A 17,723-nucleotide genomic window follows, 5' to 3' on the forward strand; every position below is an offset into this window, starting at 1 on the left:
CGATGCTGGGTTCATCGCCGCACGGCGACACCCCACCCACCGGTCGAAGGAGCCTGGTCGTTGTCTCATCCCCGAACTTCCGTCCGCAGCCTCATGGCCGCGACGCTCAGTGCTTCGGTCGTCGCCGGATCATTGCTGGCCGCCCCAGGGGCCGCCGCCGCCGCAGCCCCCGTGGCATCCGCCCTCGATCTCACGTCGAAGAACACCGCCTTCGTCGAACGTGACGGTGCGCGGCTGACGCTCGACGGCCAGGCCTTCCGCGCCAGCGGCACCAACATCTACTGGCTCGGACTCGACGAGAACGTGGGCGGCGTCGACTACCCGACGTACTTCCGCATCAAAGACGCGCTCGACACCGCCAGCCGCATGGGCGTCAACGTCGTGCGCTCGCACATGATGACCTCCACCGGTCAGGACGACGCGAACCCGCTAGCGATCATGCCGCGCCTGGGTGAGTACAACGACGAGGCGTTCCGCACGATCGACTTCGCCGTCGCCTACGCCGGTAGCCTCGGCATCCGCCTCATCCTGCCGCTCACCGACGAATGGGCCTACTACCACGGCGGCCACCGCGACTTCACGACCCCCCTGGGGCTCGAGTCGGCCGACTTCTACACTTCTCCCGACGCGATCGCGGCGTATCAGGAGTACGTCGACGTGGTGCTCTCGCGCACCAACCCCCTCACCGGGGTCAAGTACGTCGACGACCCCACCGTCTTGGCCTGGGAACTCGGCAACGAGCTCGAGGGCATGACCCTCGACTGGATCAACGCCCAGGTTGACTTCATCGCGGAACGGGCACCCCAGCAGCTCATCGCCGCCGGTCGCCGTTTCGACATCGATCCCGACACGCTCGCCGCACCCGATCTCGACATCGTCGACGTGCACTACTACCCGCCCACCGCGGAGCGGGTGTCGGCGGATGCCGCGACCGTCACCGAGGCGGGCAAGGTCTACATCGGCGGCGAGTACGCCTCGACCGCCGCCAGCTCCGCCCTGCTGAATGCCGCGGCCTCCGACGAGAACGTGTCGGGCATGTTCTTCTGGTCTCTGTTCGGCAACAACGACCGCGGGGGTCTCGTGCCCCACGACGACGGCTTCACCCTGCACTACCCGGGTGAGACGGACCGGATGCGCGAGTCGGTGGGGGCGATCGAGGACTTCGGCCGTGACCTCGGCCTGCCGATCGCGACCGGTCCCGCCGACGCGCCGCTCATCGTCTCGATCGAGCAGAACAACGCCATCAACCGCATCTCCTGGCGCGGATCCGCCGGGGCGCAGGGCTACCTCGTGCAACGCAGCGTCGACGGTGGAGCGTGGAGCGATCTGAACGCCGAGTCCGGTGCCGCTCTGTCCCCCGTCACCGACCTCGAGTCGCCCGCCGGTGCCGCGTACCGCGTCGTGGCGCGCACCGCCGACGGCTCCGAGACCGCATCGGACACCGTCGAGCCCGACGGCGCGACGGTGACCGCCGACCCCTTGTCGGACTGGCGCATCGTGTCCGGACACAGCGGTGCCGAACTCGTCGCGCCCGAGGGAGCGCTCGCCGTGGACGCCACGGCGACCGCCGTGTGGCGTGCGGCGGGCATCCGTGCCGCCGCATTCCGGCTGGACGACGCCGAGGGCGTAGAGGTGAGCGTCAGCGTCGACGGATCGACGTGGACCACCGTGCCCTCCGAGAGTCGCGAGGTCGACGGCTCGAGCGAGGTGGTGGCATCCACCATCGAGGGCGAGTACGTCCGCGTGAGCTGGGCCCGGGGCTCCGTGCTGGAGCGGGCGACCGTCTGGAGCGCCGCGCCCCGCGTCGCGCTGTTCGACCCGCTCGACGACTTCAGCCGCACCTCCGCCCACAGCGGGAGCCTGTCGTTCGACACGGGCAATCCGGCGCAGTTCATGGGTGACACCTCGCGTCTGAAGCGCGACGCCGCCGACGGCGCCGAGTCGGTGACCTGGGCCTATGACGGCATCTCCGGCGCCGACCTCATCGCGTTCTACTGGCCCGACCAGCCCGTCATCCCGCTGACCCTGTCGGGATCGAGCGACGGCGAGCAGTGGCGCACGCTCGACCCCGCCATCGACGGGGGCGACGGCAACTGGAAGCGCTACGTGTACCGCCTACGCGATCTGCAGGACGTGAACCACCTGCGCGTCTCGTGGGACGGAGCTGCCGGCGAAGTCTGGACGCCGCAGCTGTCACAGATCTCGCTGTACTCGCCCAACGCACCCGAGCTGGGTGCGCCGGGTGCGGTGACGGCGGACACCCCGGCCGACGGCGCGAGCGACATCCGGGCGACCCCCGCGTTCCGGTGGACACCCGGCACGGATGCCGCCTACTACCGCTTCACCCTGGCCACCGACGCCGCGCTGACCGACGTTGTCGCTTCCGCGACGGGGCTGTCGTCGCCGTCGTACCGGCCCGCGATCGACCTGCAGCCGCAGACCACCTATCACTGGCGCGTGGATGCCGTGAACGGTCTCGGCTCCACCAGCTCGTCGACGTGGAGCTTCACGACCGCCGCGCGCCCGACGAGCGACCTCGTGATCGACGACTTCGAGTCCTATGTCGACGACGCCGCGCTGACCCAGGCCTACGTGCGCAACACCGGAGGCGGCGCGATCACCCCGACCCTCCGGGCGGGCCAGGGCGACCACGCGGGCGTCTTCACCTACGACCTCGGTGCGCCCGGGTACGCGGGTGTGATCCGCACGCTCACGGAACCCGTGAGCTGGTTCGGTTACGAGGGCATCGGGCTGACCCTCGACGCGCCCGTCGGCGCGACAGTGACCGTGCAGTTCGTCGCCTCGGGCGGGTACTGGGAGACCCAGGTCCCCGTCGAGAAGCCCGGCGCCCAGCGTGTGGAGCTCGGTTTCGAGGACTTCGCACCCCCCGCCTGGGCGGGGGAATCGCGTCTCGACCTGTCCGAGGTCACGCAAATCGCGCTGTACGTAGCCGGGACGGCGCAGGGCGCGGTGGTCGTCGATGACATCGCCGCGCTGGCGCCCACCGTCGCCCCCGGTCCCGGGCCCACGCCCACTCCGGAACCGACCGGTACGCCCGACCCCACCACGGCGCCCACGGCGGCTCCGGTCGAGGACACCGGACAGACGCCGGCATCGGGCGAGGGCTCGCCCGCTTCTGGCGCGGCTACCGACCCGTCCGGCTCGCTCGCAACGACCGGCTCGACCCTGCCGGCCGGGGTGGCCGTGATCGGCATCCTCCTCCTGCTCACCGGTGCCGTCAGCGTCGTTCTCCGTCGCCGTCGCACCCGTTCCTGACCCGCTACCCGCACACCCCCACACGCGGTGCGGCGGCGATGCCGCCGCCGCACCCTCTCGAAGGAGAAACCATGAAAAGGCACCTCATCGCCGCCGCCGGCCTGACCGCTGTGGCGGCCCTGACCCTCGCCGGTTGCTCCGGCGGCGGGCCGGCCAGCACCGACGAGAACCCGTCCGGTGAGATCACGGTCCTGACCAACCGCACCGACATCGTCGATACCGTCTTCGCCGACTACGTCACCGAGTTCCAGAAGACCTACCCCGACGTCCAGGTGAAGTTCGAAGCGCTGACCGACTACGAGGGCGACGTCCGCATCCGCCTGAACTCGCGCGACTACGGCGACGTCCTGCTCGTCCCGACGTCCAATGTCACGCGCGATCAGTACCCCGATTTCTTCGAGCCGCTCGGCGACGAGGAGGAGTTGTCCGAGACGTACCGCTTCACCAACGACGGCGCCTACGACGGGACCGTCTACGGGCTGTCGACCTTCGGGTCGGCGATGGGCTACGTCTTCAACCGCGATGTCTTCACGGCGGCCGGTGTCACGACGCCCCCGGCGACCGAGCAGGAGTACCTCGACGCTCTGCGGAAGGTCAAGGACACCGGTGTCACGCCGTATTACACGAACTACAAGGACGGCTGGCCGCTGTCGTCGCTCGCGGGCAACATCGGCGGCGTCACCGGTCCGGACGCGCTCAACGAGATGACGACCGACGACGCCCCCTGGACCTCTGGGAAGGACATCGCCGCGATCGACGGGCTGCTGTACGACACCGTCGCCGCGGGCCTCAGCGAGACCGATCCGACCACCACCAACTGGGAGGAGTCCAAGACGCTCCTCGCGAACGGCGAGATCGGGTCGATGATCCTCGGTTCTTGGGCCGTGACCCAGATGCAGGATGCCGCCGAGGCCGCCGGGAAGTCGCGCGACACGATCGGCTTCTGGCCGATGCCCTGGCAGACCGACGGCCAGTTCACCTCGGTCACCGCAACCGACAAGCTGCTCGCCGTGAGCAAGTTCTCCGAGAACAAGCCGGCCGCCAAGGCGTGGGTCGACTGGTTCGAAACAAAGTCCGGCTTCGCCGAGAGCCAGGGCGCGATCAGCCCGCTCAAGGCCGACGATGCCCCCGCGACTCTTTCCGACTTCACCGACCTCGGCGTGCAGTACGTCGAGCTCGCTCCTCGTCCCCAGGGTGAGGAGAGCTTGATCACCGACATCGCCAACGCGGCGGAGATCACCCTGTTCGGCGAGCAGTACCGCCAAGAGCTCATCGACACCGCCCGCGGCGCCCGCGACGGCGACAAGGAGTCGTTCTTCTCCGACTTGAACTCGCGCTGGGGCCAGGCGGTCTCCCAGAGCCAGTGACACGCCGATGCGGGGCGGGCGCCGTAGCCCGCCCCGCATCACCCTTGACGGAAAGGAGTGCGCGATGGCCATCGCCGAAGGCACCCCCCTCGAAACCTTCCCCGCCCGACGACGCGTACGTCGGGCGGGTCCCCGTCGCTCCGCCGCCCGCGGCTGGCGCGCCACCCCGTGGCTCTTCCTGATCGTGCCGCTGGCGTTCCTCATCCTCTTCACGTACGTCCCCGTCGTGAATTCGTTCTGGTACAGCGTCACCGACTGGGACGGACTGGACCCGCAGCAGAATTTCGTCGGCCTCGACAACTACATTCAGATCTTCACGCGGCCCGAGTACTTCCAGGTGTTCGCGGTCAGCCTGTACTACCTGCTCGGAGCGATCGCGCAGTTGGGCCTGGCGCTGCTGTTCGCGGTTCTCCTGAGCTTCCGCACCCGCTTCAAGAACTTCTTCAAGGGAGTCATCTTCTTCCCGTACCTCATCAACGGGGTCGCGATCGGGTTGATGTTCCTCTTCTTCTTCCGACCGGGCGGCACCCTCGACAGCGTGCTCGCCGCCCTCGGCCTGGTCGATCCGCCGCAGTGGCTGGGCGACCCGTCCATCGTGAACGTCTCGCTCGCGGCGACGTCCGTGTGGCGTTACATGGGGCTCAACTTCGTGCTGTTCCTCGGTGCCATCCAGTCGGTCCCCGCCGAGCAGTACGAGGCGGCGGACCTCGACGGCGCGAACTCCTGGCAGAAGTTCCGTTTCATCATCCTGCCGAGCATCCGCCGCATCCTGGGGCTCTCGTTGATCCTCGCCGTCTCGGGCGCGCTGTCGGCGTTCGAGATGCCCTACATCATGACCGGCGGAGCGAACGGGTCCGAGACCTTCGTCATCCAGACCGTCGACACCGCCTTCCGCTTCGCGCAGGTGGGTCTGGCGTCGGCCATGGCCGTGGTGCTGTTGGCGATCGTGCTCATCATCACCGCCGTGCAGCGACGGTTCTTCCCCGACGAGAAAGCGAGCGTGCAATGACCGGCACCCTCATCCCCACCGACGCACCGCCCCGCGTCGCGCCGGCGCCGGCGAAGAAGCGCCGCCGGCGGGTCGACCTCGGGTGGATAGCGACGGTGTTGAAGTACACGGCGCTGGTGGTGGGGAGCCTGTTCGCACTGCTGCCCATCGTCACGATCTTCGCCCTGGCGTTCAAGACCCCGGAGGAGTACCGCTCGACCGGTCCCCTGGACCCGCCGTCGAACTGGTTCAACCTCGACAACTTCGTGATCGCCTTCACACAGGGCGGGATGCTGACCGGCTTCGTCAACACCGCGGTCATCCTCGTCGTATCCATCACGGGGACGATCTTCATCGGGACGATGACCGCGTACGCCGTGGATCGGTTCCGCTTCCGGGGCCGTGCTCTCGTCACCGGCGTCTTCCTGCTCGCGACGCTCGTCCCCTCGATCACCACGCAGGTGGCGACGTTCCAGGTGATCAGCGCCCTCGACCTGTTCAATACGCGGTGGGCGGCGATCGTGCTGTTCACCGGCACCGACATCATCGCGATCTACATCTTCCTGCAGTTCATGCAGAACATCCCCGTCGCCCTCGACGAGGCCGCGATGATCGACGGCGCCAACCGATTCACCGTCTACTGGCGCATCATCCTGCCCCTGCTCAAGCCCGCCATCGCGACGGTGGTGATCATCAAGGGGATCGCGGTCTACAACGAGTTCTACATCCCGTTCCTCTACATGCCCTCGCGAGACCTCGGAGTCATCTCCACGTCGCTGTTCCGCTTCATGGGGCCTTTCGGGTCGCAGTGGGAGGTCATCGCCGCCGGCACCATCCTCGTCATCGTCCCCACCCTCGTCGCCTTCCTCTTCCTGCAGCGATTCATCTACAACGGACTCACCTCTGGAGCCACCAAATGACCGACGTCACCACCGCCCGACCCGTCGCCTCCCGCGCCGTGGCCCTTCCCGAGGTGTGGAACCTGCGCGCCGTCGACGGGCCCGTGCCCGCCGACATCGCGGGCCGCACGATCCCGGCGCGCGTGCCCGGCCTGGTCCACGTCTCCCTCCTCGAGGCGGGACTCATCCCCGACCCCTTCCTCGACCGCAATGAGCACCAGGTCACGTGGATCGGACAGAGCGCCTGGGAGTACGCCACGAGCTTCACCTGGGAGGCGGACGGGCAAGATCGTCACGAACTGGTCTTCGAGGGTCTCGACACCTTCGCCGAGATCGTGCTGAACGGCCACTCGCTCGGGCGCACGCGCAATCAGCACCGCACGTACCGCTTCGGGGTCGACGAGGCGTTGCGAGAGGGCGAGAACGAGCTCGTCGTGACCTTCGCCTCCCCGGTGGCGGAGGCCGACCGGGCGAGCCTGGAGATCGGGTACCGCCCGCACACCTACTTCCACCCCTTCAACGCCGTGCGCAAGGCCGCTTGCAACTTCGGATGGGACTGGGGACTGGATGCGGCGTCGTCGGGCATCTGGAAGCAGGCACGCCTCGAAGCCTGGTCGGGGGCTCGTCTGGCCGCCGCTCGGCCGGTGGTGACGGTCGAGGACACCACGGGTGTCGTATCGGTGCACGTTGAGATCGAGCGCGCCGACGATGCCGACTATCGCGTCGTGGTGGCGCTCGCCGACGGTCGTACCTCCCACCTCGACCTCACCGACGGGGCGACCGCGGGCGTGGTCGAGCTGCGGGTGGCCGATGTCGAGCTGTGGTGGCCTCGCGGATTCGGCGAGCAGCCGTTGTATGACCTCACCGTCACTCTGGAGTGCGAGAAGGTGACGATCGCCGAGCGGACTCACCGCATCGGGTTTCGAACCGTCGACGTGCAGCTCGAGCGCGACGATGAGGGCACCTCGTTCCGTTTCGTCGTGAACGGCGAGCCGGTCTGGATCCGCGGGGCGAACTGGATCCCCGACGACGCGTTCGTCACCCGTGTCACACGCGAGCGTCTTGCCCAGCGCCTCGACCAAGCCGAGTTCGCGAACATGAACCTCCTGCGGATCTGGGGCGGCGGCTACTACGAGTCGGACGACTTCTACGACCTGTGCGACGAGCGCGGCATCCTCGTCTGGCAGGACTTCCTCTTCGCGTGCGCGAGCTATGCCGAGGAGGAGCCGCTCTGGTCCGAGGTCGAGGCGGAGGCGCGCGACAATATCGCGCGGATCATGCCGCACCCGAGCCTGGCGCTGTGGAACGGTAACAACGAGAACGTCTGGGGATACGAGGAGTGGGGCTGGGCGAAGCGCCTCCAGGGTCGCACCTGGGGCCTCGGATACTACCTCGACCTTCTCCCCCGTCTTGTCGCCGAGCTGGACCCGGCGCGGTCGTACACCCCGGCGAGCCCGTGGTCGGGAGACCCGTCCATCTTCGCCAACGACCCGGATCACGGTTCCGTTCACCTCTGGGAGCTGTGGAACCGCGTCGACTACCCCGCGTACCGCGACATCCACGCGCGCTTCGTCGCCGAGTTCGGATGGCAGGGCCCGGCGACCTGGTCGAGCATCACCCGCGCCATCTCGGACTCGCCCCTCACGCCCGAGTCGCCCGGGATGTTCCATCACCAGAAGGCGACCGATGGCAACGACAAGCTGACCGACGGACTCGTCGCCCACCTGCCGCTGCCAGACACCACCGAGGACTGGCACTGGGCGATGTCGCTGAACCAGGCGCTCGCCGTGACCGTGGGGATCGAGCACATGCGCTCCGAGTCGCCGCGCTGCATGGGATCCGTGGTGTGGCAGCTCAACGACTGCTGGCCGGTCACCTCGTGGGCGGCCGTCGACGGCTACGGTCGCGCGAAGCCGCTGCTCTACGCGCTGCGCCACGTGTACGCCGATCGTCTGCTCACGGTCCAGCCGCGTGACGGCGGTCTCGCCGCCATCGCGGTCAACGACACGTCCGTTCCATGGAGCGGACCGGTCGTCGCCCGGCGGCTTTCGTTCGACGGGACGGTCCGTGCCGAGGCCCACTTCTCGTCCGACATCGACGCGCGCGGCGAGGCCACTCTCACGTTGCCCGACGACGTGGCCGTACCCGTGGATGCCGCGAGCGAACTGATCGTCGTCGAATCCGCCGGGACGCGGGCGTTCTGGTTCTTCGCTGAGCATCGCGAATCGGCGCTCGCCCGCGCCGAGGTGACCACGAGCGCTCGGCGCACGGCATCCGGAGTCGAAATCACGGTGGAGGCCCACAACCTCGTGCGCGACATCGCCCTGCTGGTGGACAAGGTCGACCCCGCGGCGGTGGTCGACGACATGCTCGTCACCCTGCTGCCCGGGGAGTCGGTCACGTTCCGGGTACAGACCGCCTGGGACGGCGAGCCGGAGCGCTTCTGCGCACCCGACGTGCTGCGCTCGTCGAACCAGCTCGTCGCCGACTGGAACTGATCGCACGCGGGCAGGGCTGGGCCCTGCCCGCGTCCACCGGGGGAAGACCCATGCACGACACCTTCGTCCTCGCCGTCGACATCGGCGGCACCAAGTTCGAGACCGCCGTGGTCGGCGGCGACGGTTCGATCGTTCCGGGCACACGCTTGCGTCGCGCGACCGGACGGGCACGCGACAGGGGCAAGACCGTCGCGGCACTGCGCGCGAGCATCGCCGAGAGCCTCGCGGCCGCGCCGTCGCCGGTGTTCGCCGCAGGCATCGGATCGGCGGGTCCCGTCGACCTCCTCGCCGGAACGGTCAGTCCTCACAATCTCCCCCTGCTGGGAGGGCTGCCCGTTCGGGAGATCGTGGCGGACGCCGCGGGCGTACCCGCAGTGCTCCGTCTGGACGGAACGTGCATCGCCGTCGCCGAGAGCTGGCTCGGGGCGACGCGAGGCAGCAAGGTGTCGATGAGCATGGTGGTCTCCACCGGCGTCGGCGGCGGGATCGTCGTCGACGGGCGCCCTCTGGCGGGCGCCTCCGGCAACGCGGGACACATCGGGCAGATCCACGTCCACGTCGGTGAACCGACCGCGGCCGTCGAGGACAGCACCCTGGAGGCCGTGGCATCCGGTCCGGCGACCGTGCGATGGGCGCGCGCACGCGGGTGGGAGGGGAGGAGCGGCGAGGACCTCGCCCGGGGCGTCCTCGCTGGCGACCCGATCGCGGAGGAGGCCACGCGACGCTCGGCGCGACTCGTGGGACAGGCCGTGGCGAGTACCGCGACCCTGCTCGATCTCGAGTCGGTCGCGATCGGCGGGGGATTCGCGCGCGTCCGCCCCGACTACGTCGACATCGTGCGGCGCTCCGCGCACGACAACGCGCTCTTCGCCTACGCCCGCCGCGTGCGCATCGCCCCCTCGGGTCTCGGCGACGAGGGGCCGCTGCTCGGAGCGGCCGCCCTCGCGCTCCACGGGGGCGCGGCCTCCCTCCCACCCGTGGCGCCGTGACGGCTCTCGGCACCCTGCGCCCGTTCCTACGTCCGCACCGGTGGCGTGTCGCCCTGGCCGCGGTGGCATTCGTGGTGAAGGACAGTCCCCTGTGGGTGCTGCCCATCGTCACCGCGGAGGTCATCGACCTGCTCATCACCGGCGCATCAGCCGACCGGCTCGTCCCGTGGGCGCTGCTGGCGGCGGCGGTCGTGACCGTGAACGTGGTGGCGAACGCCGTCTACGTGCGCGCCTACTTCTCGGTGGTCCGCGGCCTCGGCCTCGACCTGCGTCGTAGCCTTACGCATCGCCTACAGACGCTCTCGCTGAGCTACCACTCCCGGTCGGCGAGTGCGCTCGCGCAGACCAAGCTCGTGCGCGACGTCGAGAACGTCGAACTGATGCTGCAGCAGTGCTTCGGACCGGTCCTCACCGCGGCGTCCGTCCTCGTGGGGGCGAGCGCCACCATGGCGGTACGCGCTCCGGCATTCCTCGTGTTCTTCGCCGTGACCGTACCGGTGGCCGTCGTGCTCATCCGATGGCTGCGGCTCAGGACGACCGCCGCCAACGAACGGTTCCGCCGCGAGGTGGAGCACCTGTCGACACGCATCAGCGAGATGGGCTCTCTGCTGTCGGTCACTCGCGCCCACGGCCTCGAGGCCGTGGCCGTCGAGCGGGTCGCGACCAGCGCCGAGCACGTCCGCGCCGCGGGCTTCGACCTGGACCGCATCAACGGACGCTTCGGTGCCATGTCGTGGGCGAGCTTCCAGACACTCAGTCTCGCCTGCCTGTTCGGCGCGGTGCTGGCCGCGCTCACGGGGACCGTCGCGGTGTCGGCGGGCGATGTCATCCTTCTCAGCAGCTATTTTGGGCTGCTCACGGCGACGATGGTCGCCGTGTTCCAGCTCGCTCCGCTCATCACGCGCGGCCGCGAGTCGATCTCGTCGATGCACGAGCTTCTCGCCGCCGATGAAATCGAGCAGAACGAGGGCAAGCCCGCCCTCACGCGGGTGTCGGGCGAGATCCGGTTCGAGGGGATGACCTTCGCCTACGCGCATGAGCCCGTGCTGCGAGACATCGATCTGACGATCCGTCCCGGCGAGACCATCGCCTTCATCGGGCCGTCGGGGTCGGGGAAGTCCACCCTGCTGCACCTGTCTCTCGGTCTGATGGCACCGCAGAGTGGGAGCGTCTCGATCGACGGCCACGACCTCCGCCAGATCGATCGCCGCACGTACCGACGTTTCGTATCGGTGGTGCCGCAGGAACCCGTCCTGTTCGCGGCCACCATCCGGGAGAACGTCGCCTACGGTCTTCCCGACCTCGACGACGCGACGGTCTGGTCGGCGCTGGTCGGCGCGAACGCTGCCGGGTTCGTCCGCGATCTACCGCAGGGGTGGGACACGGTGGTGGGCGAGCGCGGGGGGAGCCTGTCGGGCGGTCAGCGCCAGCGCTTGGCGATCGCGCGCGCACTGGTGCGCGATCCGAGGGTGCTTCTGCTGGATGAGGCTACGGCCGCGCTCGACGGCGAGTCCGAGGCGGCCGTTCAGGACGCTCTCGCCACGCTGCGCGCGGGACGAACGACCCTCATCGTCGCCCACCGGCTGACCACCATCCGTGCCGCGGACCGCATCGTCGTGCTCGACGGCGGGCGCATCGTGCAGCAGGGCGATCACCGCGCCCTCTCCGCCGTCGACGGGTACTACCGGACGATGCTGGAACGCGCCGAGGCGGCGCGGTGAGCGCGCCGCACGGGGCGGTGCGCGTGGATCGCGGCATCCGGTACGCCCGGGCGGCGCGCTTCCGGCTCCCCGTCGCGGAACCGCGCGGGGCGGACCGGCTGTCGGCTCCCGCTCCGCAACCCGGCGTGGACGGCTCGGAGGACTGCCTGCACCTGACGGTGTGGGCGGCCGTCGGCGCGGACACCGCCCCCGTTCTCGTCTGGATCCACGGCGGCGCGCACGTGAGCGGCAGCGCGTCTGACCCCGTCACCGACGGCGCCCGCCTCGCCGCGGCACAGAGGCTTGTCGTCGTCGCCGTGCAGTATCGCCTCGGTGCGCTCGGCCACCTCCTCTTGGACGACCCGTTCCCGGATGCCGCGAATGCGGCCCTCCACGACCAGCTCACCGCCTTGCGGTGGGTGCGCGAGAACATCGGCGCCTACGGAGGAGACCCCGCGTCGGTGACGGTCATGGGTCAGTCGGCGGGCGGGGTGGACGCGCTCGCGCTCCTCTCTCTGGCGGCCGGACGTTCGCTCCTGCACCGCGTCATCGCGCATAGTTGCACGGCCGAGCGGACGCTGACCCCCACGACGGCGGCCGAGGTCCGCGATCAGCTGGTCAACGCCGCCGGCGTTCCCTCCGCGCAAGCCCTGCGTGATCTTCCGGTCACCGACCTGATCCGCGCGCAGACGCAGGTGATCGACGAGCGCGCGGCATCCGCACCCATCGACTCGCTGCCGTTCCGACCGGTTGTCGACGGCGCCCTCGTGCAGCGGCGCCCGCTCGACGCGCTCGCCGCGGGCGAGGGAGCGGACGTGCCGTTGCTCATCGGATCGAACCGTCGCGAGGCCCTGCCCTGGATGGGACCGGAGTCCGGCGACGATCGGGCCCTCGACGCGCTGCTGCACGACGTCGCCCCACGCCTTCGTGTCGCCGACCTCTCGGCTGCCTTCGAGCACGATCACCGTCGGACCCCGACCGCACGGCGCCTTCGCGAGGCCGTGCTATCGGAGCTCATGTACCGCTCCCCGGTCGACCGTGTCGTCCGAGCACGCGGGAACGCCCCGACGTTCGCCTACGTCTTCGATCCCGTGGGCGTCGACGGGGTCGATCCTGGACACTCCGGTGAACTGCCGCTCGTCTTCGGAACGGCGGCCGCCCGTTCACGTTCGACGGGTCGCCTGTCCCGACGCATGATGAACGCCTGGGGCTCGTTCGCGCGCGACGGCCGCCCGTCGAGCGAACCGGACTGGAGCTCGTCCCTTCATGGACTCTACGCGTGGACGCGCGAGCCGCGTTTCGTGGATTCGAGTGACGCGCAGCTGCGTGCCACACTGGCCGAGTCGGGCGCCTTCTGCGAACGCTTGTGAGGCCGAGCCCTTCCCCAATCCGCATCAACCGAGCGCGGCGCTGACGCACGCTGGCGGGCTTCATGCCCCGTCGAGCATGGACTGGGCGGCCGCGGTCTGCGCCCACAGCGCGTCGCCCAGGGCCGCGACGGCGGGGATCCGCAGCGAGTCGGGGCGCACGATCATCCAGTACGGCAACCGTTCGGAAACGACTTCGGGCAGCAACCTGACCAGATCCGGATGCCGGTCGGCGGCGAAGCACGGGAGCATGCCGATTCCGGCACCTACCCGTGTCGCTTCGACGTGCACGAACACGTTGGTCGAGGTGAGCCCGTCGCGCATGCGCGGCACGAGCCGCCGAGGAAGATCCAGCGCCTCGACCTGCAGCATCGAGTCGACGAAGTACACGAGCCGGTGCCGCTCGAGCTCGGTGAGATCCGCGGGCGTACCCTCGCGATCCAGGTACGCCCGCGAGGCGTACATGCCGAGCGTGTACGTGCCGAGACGGGTCGCGGTGCCGCGCGAGGTCTGCGGCTCCCCCACCACCACCTCGAGATCCAGGCCCGGCCGGTGCAGCGCCGCTCGCCGTTGCGTCGCCACGATCTCGACGGACAGCTCCGGATGCCGCTGTCGCAACGCCGCGATCGCGGGTGCGGCGATGTAGGCGCTGAAGCCGTCGGTGGCCGACATCCGCACGACGCCCGAGACCGGATCCGGCTCCTCTCCCCCGCCAGACAAGCGCGACATCGCCGCCTCGATGCGTCCGGCCGTCTCGACGGCGTGCTGCCCCAACGCCGTCAGCTCCCACCCCCGGCCGGACGCGGCGACGACGCGCCCACCGAGGGCGTCCTCGAGTGCGGCGATACGCCGCGCGACCGTCGTGTGGTCGACGCCGCGGACCTGCGCGGCGGCGGTATAGCGGCCGGTGCGGGCAACCGCGAGCAGCATCAAGAGGTCGTCGGCGCGGACGTTCGTGGCATCCATGTGTGCAATTCTGCACACAGGACCCGCACCATTGGGCATTGCCGCATGGTCCGTGCCTCCGCAGACTGTCTCGCGGGTGTCACCGTCGACACCGAAGGAGCAGCATGGAATCCCCCACCACCGCGCACCACAGCGCCTCCCCCACCGCCCCCACGAGCAAGATCCGCCGCGTCGTCGCCGCCTCGATGGCCGGCACGGTCGTCGAGTGGTACGAGTTCTTCCTCTACGCCACGGCCGCGAGCCTGGTGTTCGGCACGTTCTTCTTCCCGTCGTCGGGGTCTCCCCTCGACGGCATCATCGCCGCCTTCGTCACGTACGCGGTCGGCTTCATCGCCCGCCCGCTCGGCGGCATCGTCTTCGGCCAGATCGGTGACCGGTTCGGCCGCAAGCCCACGCTGCAGGCGACGATCGTCATCGTCGGCGCGGCGACCTTCTTGATGGGATGCCTCCCCGGTTTCGCCTCCGTCGGATACTGGGCGCCCGCGATGCTCGTGGCCCTGCGCTTCATCCAGGGCTTCGCCGTCGGCGGCGAGTGGGGCGGCGCCGTGCTGCTCGTCGCGGAGCAGAGCCCGGACCGCACGCGCGCGTTCTGGTCGAGCTGGCCCCAGGCGGCCGTTCCCGTCGGAAACCTCCTGGCCACGACCGTGCTGCTGATCACGTCGTTCGTGCTCTCGCCCGCGGCGTTCCTCGACTGGGGCTGGCGCATCGCGTTCTGGCTCTCGGCCGTGATCGTGCTCGTCGGCTTCTACATCCGCACGCACGTCGAAGAGGCGCCGATCTTCCTCGAGGCCAAGAAGCAGGTCGAGCAAGAGAAGGCCACGTCGTTCGGCGTCGTCGAGGTGCTGCGCCGCTACCCCAAGGGTGTCGTCCAGGCGATGGGCGTGCGCTTCGCGGAGAACATCGTCTACTACATCGTCGTGAGCTTCTCGATCGTCTACTTGAAGTTCGTGCACTCGTACGACACGAGCCAGCTGCTCCTCGCGCTGCTCATCGCGCACGTGATCCATTTCGCCGTGATCCCCCCGCTCGGCCGTCTCGCCGACCGCATCGGTCGCAAGCCCGTGTACCTCGCCGGCGCGATTCTCAGCGCGACCTGGGCGTTCTTCGCCTTCCCGATGTTCGACACGCTCAACCCCGTCGTCATCGTCGCCGCCGTCTCGATCGGCCTGGTGTTCCACGCCGGTATGTACGCGCCGCAGCCGGCCGTCATGGCCGAGCTCTTCCCGACGCGCATGCGCTACTCGGGCGTCTCGCTGGGAGCCCAGGTCACCGCGATCCTCGCGGGCTCGCTCGCGCCGATCCTCGCGACGCAGTGGCTGCGCGACTTCGGCTCGTGGCTGCCGATCGCGATGTACATCGTGGCGGCCTGCATCGTCACGTCGGTCGCCGTACTGTCGCTGAAGGAGACGCGCGGCATCTCGCTGCGCGCCATCGACGCCGCCGACGCGGCACGGGGGAAGTAGGAACCATGAGCATCGACCTCAGCGGACGCCGCGCCCTCGTCACCGGCGGTGCCAGCGGCATCGGTGCCGCGATCGCGCGTGCGTTCGCCGAGGCCGGCGCCACCGTGACGGTCGCCGATCTCAACGCCGAGGGTGCCGCGGCGCTCGCGGACGAGATCGGCGGTCGCTCCTGGGCGGTCGACCTGTCGGACACGGCGGCCCTGGCCGACCTCAGCCTCGACGTCGACATCCTCGTCAACAATGCCGGCATCCAGCACGTCAGCCCCATCGAGGACTTCGCGCCCGAGCGCTTCTCGTTCATGCTGCGGCTGATGCTCGAGGCGCCATTTCTGCTGATCCGCGCGGCCCTGCCGGGGATGTACGCGCGCGGCTTCGGTCGTGTGCTGAACGTGTCGAGCGTGCATGGAATACGCGCATCGGCATATAAGTCGGCGTACGTCACGGCGAAGCACGGACTCGAGGGTCTGTCGAAGACCACGGCTCTCGAGGGTGGCCCGCACGGCGTCACGAGTGTCTGCATCGACCCCGGGTACGTGCGGTCGCCGCTCGTCGAGAAGCAGCTCGCGGATCAGGCGCGGGCGCACGGCATCCCGGAATCCGAAGTCCTCGAGACGGTGCTGCTGAAGGATGCCGCGATCAAACGGCTCGTCGAGCCGGCCGAGGTCGCGTCTCTCGCCCTGTGGCTGGCGGGCCCGGATGCCGCGATGGTCACCGGCACGAGCTACGTCATGGACGGCGGCTGGTCGGCGCACTGAGCGCAGCGGCGAGTCCGGCCGGGGCGGGAGTGTGCGCCACACTCCTGAGTTCCGAGACGCCGATGGCGGGTCGCCCGGGGCCGAACTCCTGACATCCGATGGTTCAGCCGCCGTATGCCGCGGCGAAAGCCGTCTACCGGCGAAAAGTCAGGAGTTCGGCCCAGGCCGCCGACCAGCGGCCGCCCGGATCTCAGAAGTTCGACGCGCGCCGCGCGTCACCGACCGCCCCGTGGTCAGCCGCCGACGATGTCCACGACGACCGAGAACAGCCACCACCCGATCGCGAGCACCGCGATCACGGCCCCGACCCACGAGAACCCGCGGCGCAGCCGCCGGCCTTCGCGGGCCACGCCCGCCGGCGGGGGAGTGAGGAGCGGGACGCCCGACCCGGCGGGTGCGGCGTCGGCGGAGAGACGCTCGTCGCGCCACCGCGCCCACTGCGCGAGCTTGTCGTCGATGGCATCCACTGTGCCGAAGATCCACTCCCACACGGCGGGGTCGAGGGTCGAGAGCTCGCGCCGGGCGTAGAGGAACAGGCGGTCATCGACGATCTCGACGTCGAGGGCGGCGGCGTTGTCGACGAACCGCGCCATGACGTCGGGGGTGAAAAGGTACAGGGCGTCGCGCTCGTAGCCCTTGGGGCAGTACAGCGCGAAGTACCGGTCGAAGTCGCCCTCGAGGCTCAGACGCTGATCGCGGCTGAACATCGCCGGGAGGTTGGACCCGCCGAACAGGCCGTTGTTGCCCACGGCATCCAGGACGATGTGGGGCAGCGGCGTGTCGAGCCGGATCTCGACGTACGCCCATTTGTGCGTCTGTTCGCTCTTGCCCGACCCGGTCTTGTACGTGTAGTTGCCGATCTCGACGCCGCGGGGGAGCGGTCCCCGCACGACGTCGGTCGCCTCACGGTCGCGTCCTTCGCTGAAGATCATGCCGGGCAGCGCGGGGTTCGGGACCGTCGGGGTCCAGGACATGCCGTTGGCTTCGGCGAAGCGCGCGAGCCGGTAGCGGCGCTCGGCCCGCCCGTGGAACAGCTTCGCCAGCGCGTATCCGACGGCGAGCACCGCGGCGACGAACACCAGGAGGAAGAGGATGCCGATCGGGCTCGGCCGTCCGTCGGCGTCCGCGAGCAGCCCGAAGCTCACGACCGCGGCGAGCAGCGTCGCCGAGAGCAGCAGGATGCCGCCCACCACGACGAACCCCACCACCGTGATGACGATGCTCGTGAGCTTGCCCTCGCGCCGCAGTCGGGCCGTGAACGCGCGCACCTCCGCGCGGTCGACCGGCTGTGTCAGGGCAGAGGTGTCCAGTGCCGTACCGCTCATGTCCCCACGCTACCGAGCGTCGCGGACTGCGGCCGAGAGGCTCGATTCCCGCAGGGGAGTGGCATCCGTTAGACTACGAAGGTTGTCTGGCGACGCCCATGCGCGTGTAAGCCCGAGACGACGTGCAACA

The 17,723-nt window shown here is 69.5% G+C and carries 12 protein-coding genes; 10 read left to right on the top strand and 2 right to left on the bottom strand.

Going from position 1 to position 17,723, the window contains the following annotated elements:
- Positions 1–60 precede the first annotated feature (60 nt).
- The 8 genes from AC3E6M_RS01270 (at position 61) to AC3E6M_RS01305 (ending at position 13,087) form a co-directional block, all read left to right on the top strand.
- On the top strand, positions 61–3,276 hold the full coding sequence (locus AC3E6M_RS01270; RefSeq protein WP_490528825.1) for a cellulase family glycosylhydrolase: 3,216 nt from the start codon (positions 61–63) through the stop codon (positions 3,274–3,276).
- 71 nt (positions 3,277–3,347) lie between these two features.
- Positions 3,348–4,643 (top strand): ABC transporter substrate-binding protein, encoded by a 1,296-nt coding sequence (locus tag AC3E6M_RS01275; protein ID WP_490528826.1) that lies wholly within the window; start codon positions 3,348–3,350, stop codon positions 4,641–4,643.
- A 64-nt stretch (positions 4,644–4,707) separates the two neighbouring features.
- A complete protein-coding gene (locus tag AC3E6M_RS01280) occupies positions 4,708–5,652 on the top strand; it encodes a carbohydrate ABC transporter permease (RefSeq protein ID WP_138175936.1) in 945 nt (314 codons plus the stop codon).
- Positions 5,649–6,551, top strand: coding sequence for a carbohydrate ABC transporter permease (locus AC3E6M_RS01285; RefSeq protein ID WP_490528827.1), 903 nt, complete (start codon positions 5,649–5,651; stop codon positions 6,549–6,551). Before AC3E6M_RS01280 ends, AC3E6M_RS01285 begins: the two co-directional genes overlap by 4 nt.
- Complete coding sequence (locus AC3E6M_RS01290; protein ID WP_490528828.1) at positions 6,548–9,028, top strand: glycoside hydrolase family 2 protein; 2,481 nt, start codon at positions 6,548–6,550, stop codon at positions 9,026–9,028. Before AC3E6M_RS01285 ends, AC3E6M_RS01290 begins: the two co-directional genes overlap by 4 nt.
- 50 nt (positions 9,029–9,078) lie before the next feature.
- Positions 9,079–10,017 carry an ROK family protein gene (locus tag AC3E6M_RS01295; RefSeq protein WP_490528829.1) on the top strand — a complete coding sequence of 313 codons (939 nt, stop codon included), beginning with the start codon at positions 9,079–9,081 and terminating at the stop codon, positions 10,015–10,017.
- Complete coding sequence (locus tag AC3E6M_RS01300) at positions 10,014–11,738, top strand: ABC transporter ATP-binding protein (protein WP_490528830.1); 1,725 nt, start codon at positions 10,014–10,016, stop codon at positions 11,736–11,738. The genes AC3E6M_RS01295 and AC3E6M_RS01300 overlap by 4 nt, the downstream gene beginning before the upstream one ends.
- Positions 11,735–13,087 carry a carboxylesterase family protein gene (locus AC3E6M_RS01305; RefSeq protein ID WP_138177635.1) on the top strand — a complete coding sequence of 451 codons (1,353 nt, stop codon included), beginning with the start codon at positions 11,735–11,737 and terminating at the stop codon, positions 13,085–13,087. The genes AC3E6M_RS01300 and AC3E6M_RS01305 overlap by 4 nt, the downstream gene beginning before the upstream one ends.
- A gap of 60 nt (positions 13,088–13,147) precedes the next feature.
- Here AC3E6M_RS01305 and AC3E6M_RS01310 read toward each other — a convergent pair whose 3' ends face one another.
- The gene (locus tag AC3E6M_RS01310) at positions 13,148–14,050 is read right to left on the bottom strand and encodes a LysR family transcriptional regulator (protein ID WP_490528831.1); all 903 of its coding nucleotides are present in this window, start codon (positions 14,048–14,050) and stop codon (positions 13,148–13,150) included.
- A 104-nt stretch (positions 14,051–14,154) separates the two neighbouring features.
- Here AC3E6M_RS01310 and AC3E6M_RS01315 point away from each other — a divergent pair, with 104 nt between their 5' ends.
- Both AC3E6M_RS01315 and AC3E6M_RS01320 read left to right on the top strand, forming a co-directional pair.
- Positions 14,155–15,513: an MFS transporter gene (locus AC3E6M_RS01315; RefSeq protein ID WP_171024380.1), complete on the top strand. Its 1,359-nt coding sequence runs from the start codon at positions 14,155–14,157 to the stop codon at positions 15,511–15,513.
- A 5-nt stretch (positions 15,514–15,518) separates the two neighbouring features.
- On the top strand, positions 15,519–16,268 hold the full coding sequence (locus tag AC3E6M_RS01320) for a 3-hydroxybutyrate dehydrogenase (RefSeq protein WP_490528832.1): 750 nt from the start codon (positions 15,519–15,521) through the stop codon (positions 16,266–16,268).
- 233 nt (positions 16,269–16,501) lie between these two features.
- Here AC3E6M_RS01320 and AC3E6M_RS01325 read toward each other — a convergent pair whose 3' ends face one another.
- Positions 16,502–17,593 (bottom strand): hypothetical protein, encoded by a 1,092-nt coding sequence (locus AC3E6M_RS01325; RefSeq protein WP_490528833.1) that lies wholly within the window; start codon positions 17,591–17,593, stop codon positions 16,502–16,504.
- Between the last annotated feature and the right edge of the window lie 130 nt (positions 17,594–17,723).

It is taken from the genome of Microbacterium sp. SCPM-O-B-15248 (M128) (assembly GCF_058214835.1).

Coding starts and splice junctions, on each gene's coding strand:
- AC3E6M_RS01295 (WP_490528829.1), top strand. CDS start 9,079: ATGCACGACACCTTCGTCCTCGCCGTCGACATCGGCGGCACCAAGTTC.
- AC3E6M_RS01320 (WP_490528832.1), top strand. CDS start 15,519: ATGAGCATCGACCTCAGCGGACGCCGCGCCCTCGTCACCGGCGGTGCC.
- AC3E6M_RS01315 (WP_171024380.1), top strand. CDS start 14,155: ATGGAATCCCCCACCACCGCGCACCACAGCGCCTCCCCCACCGCCCCC.
- AC3E6M_RS01310 (WP_490528831.1), bottom strand. CDS start 14,050: ATGGATGCCACGAACGTCCGCGCCGACGACCTCTTGATGCTGCTCGCG.
- AC3E6M_RS01285 (WP_490528827.1), top strand. CDS start 5,649: ATGACCGGCACCCTCATCCCCACCGACGCACCGCCCCGCGTCGCGCCG.
- AC3E6M_RS01275 (WP_490528826.1), top strand. CDS start 3,348: ATGAAAAGGCACCTCATCGCCGCCGCCGGCCTGACCGCTGTGGCGGCC.
- AC3E6M_RS01280 (WP_138175936.1), top strand. CDS start 4,708: ATGGCCATCGCCGAAGGCACCCCCCTCGAAACCTTCCCCGCCCGACGA.
- AC3E6M_RS01290 (WP_490528828.1), top strand. CDS start 6,548: ATGACCGACGTCACCACCGCCCGACCCGTCGCCTCCCGCGCCGTGGCC.
- AC3E6M_RS01325 (WP_490528833.1), bottom strand. CDS start 17,593: ATGAGCGGTACGGCACTGGACACCTCTGCCCTGACACAGCCGGTCGAC.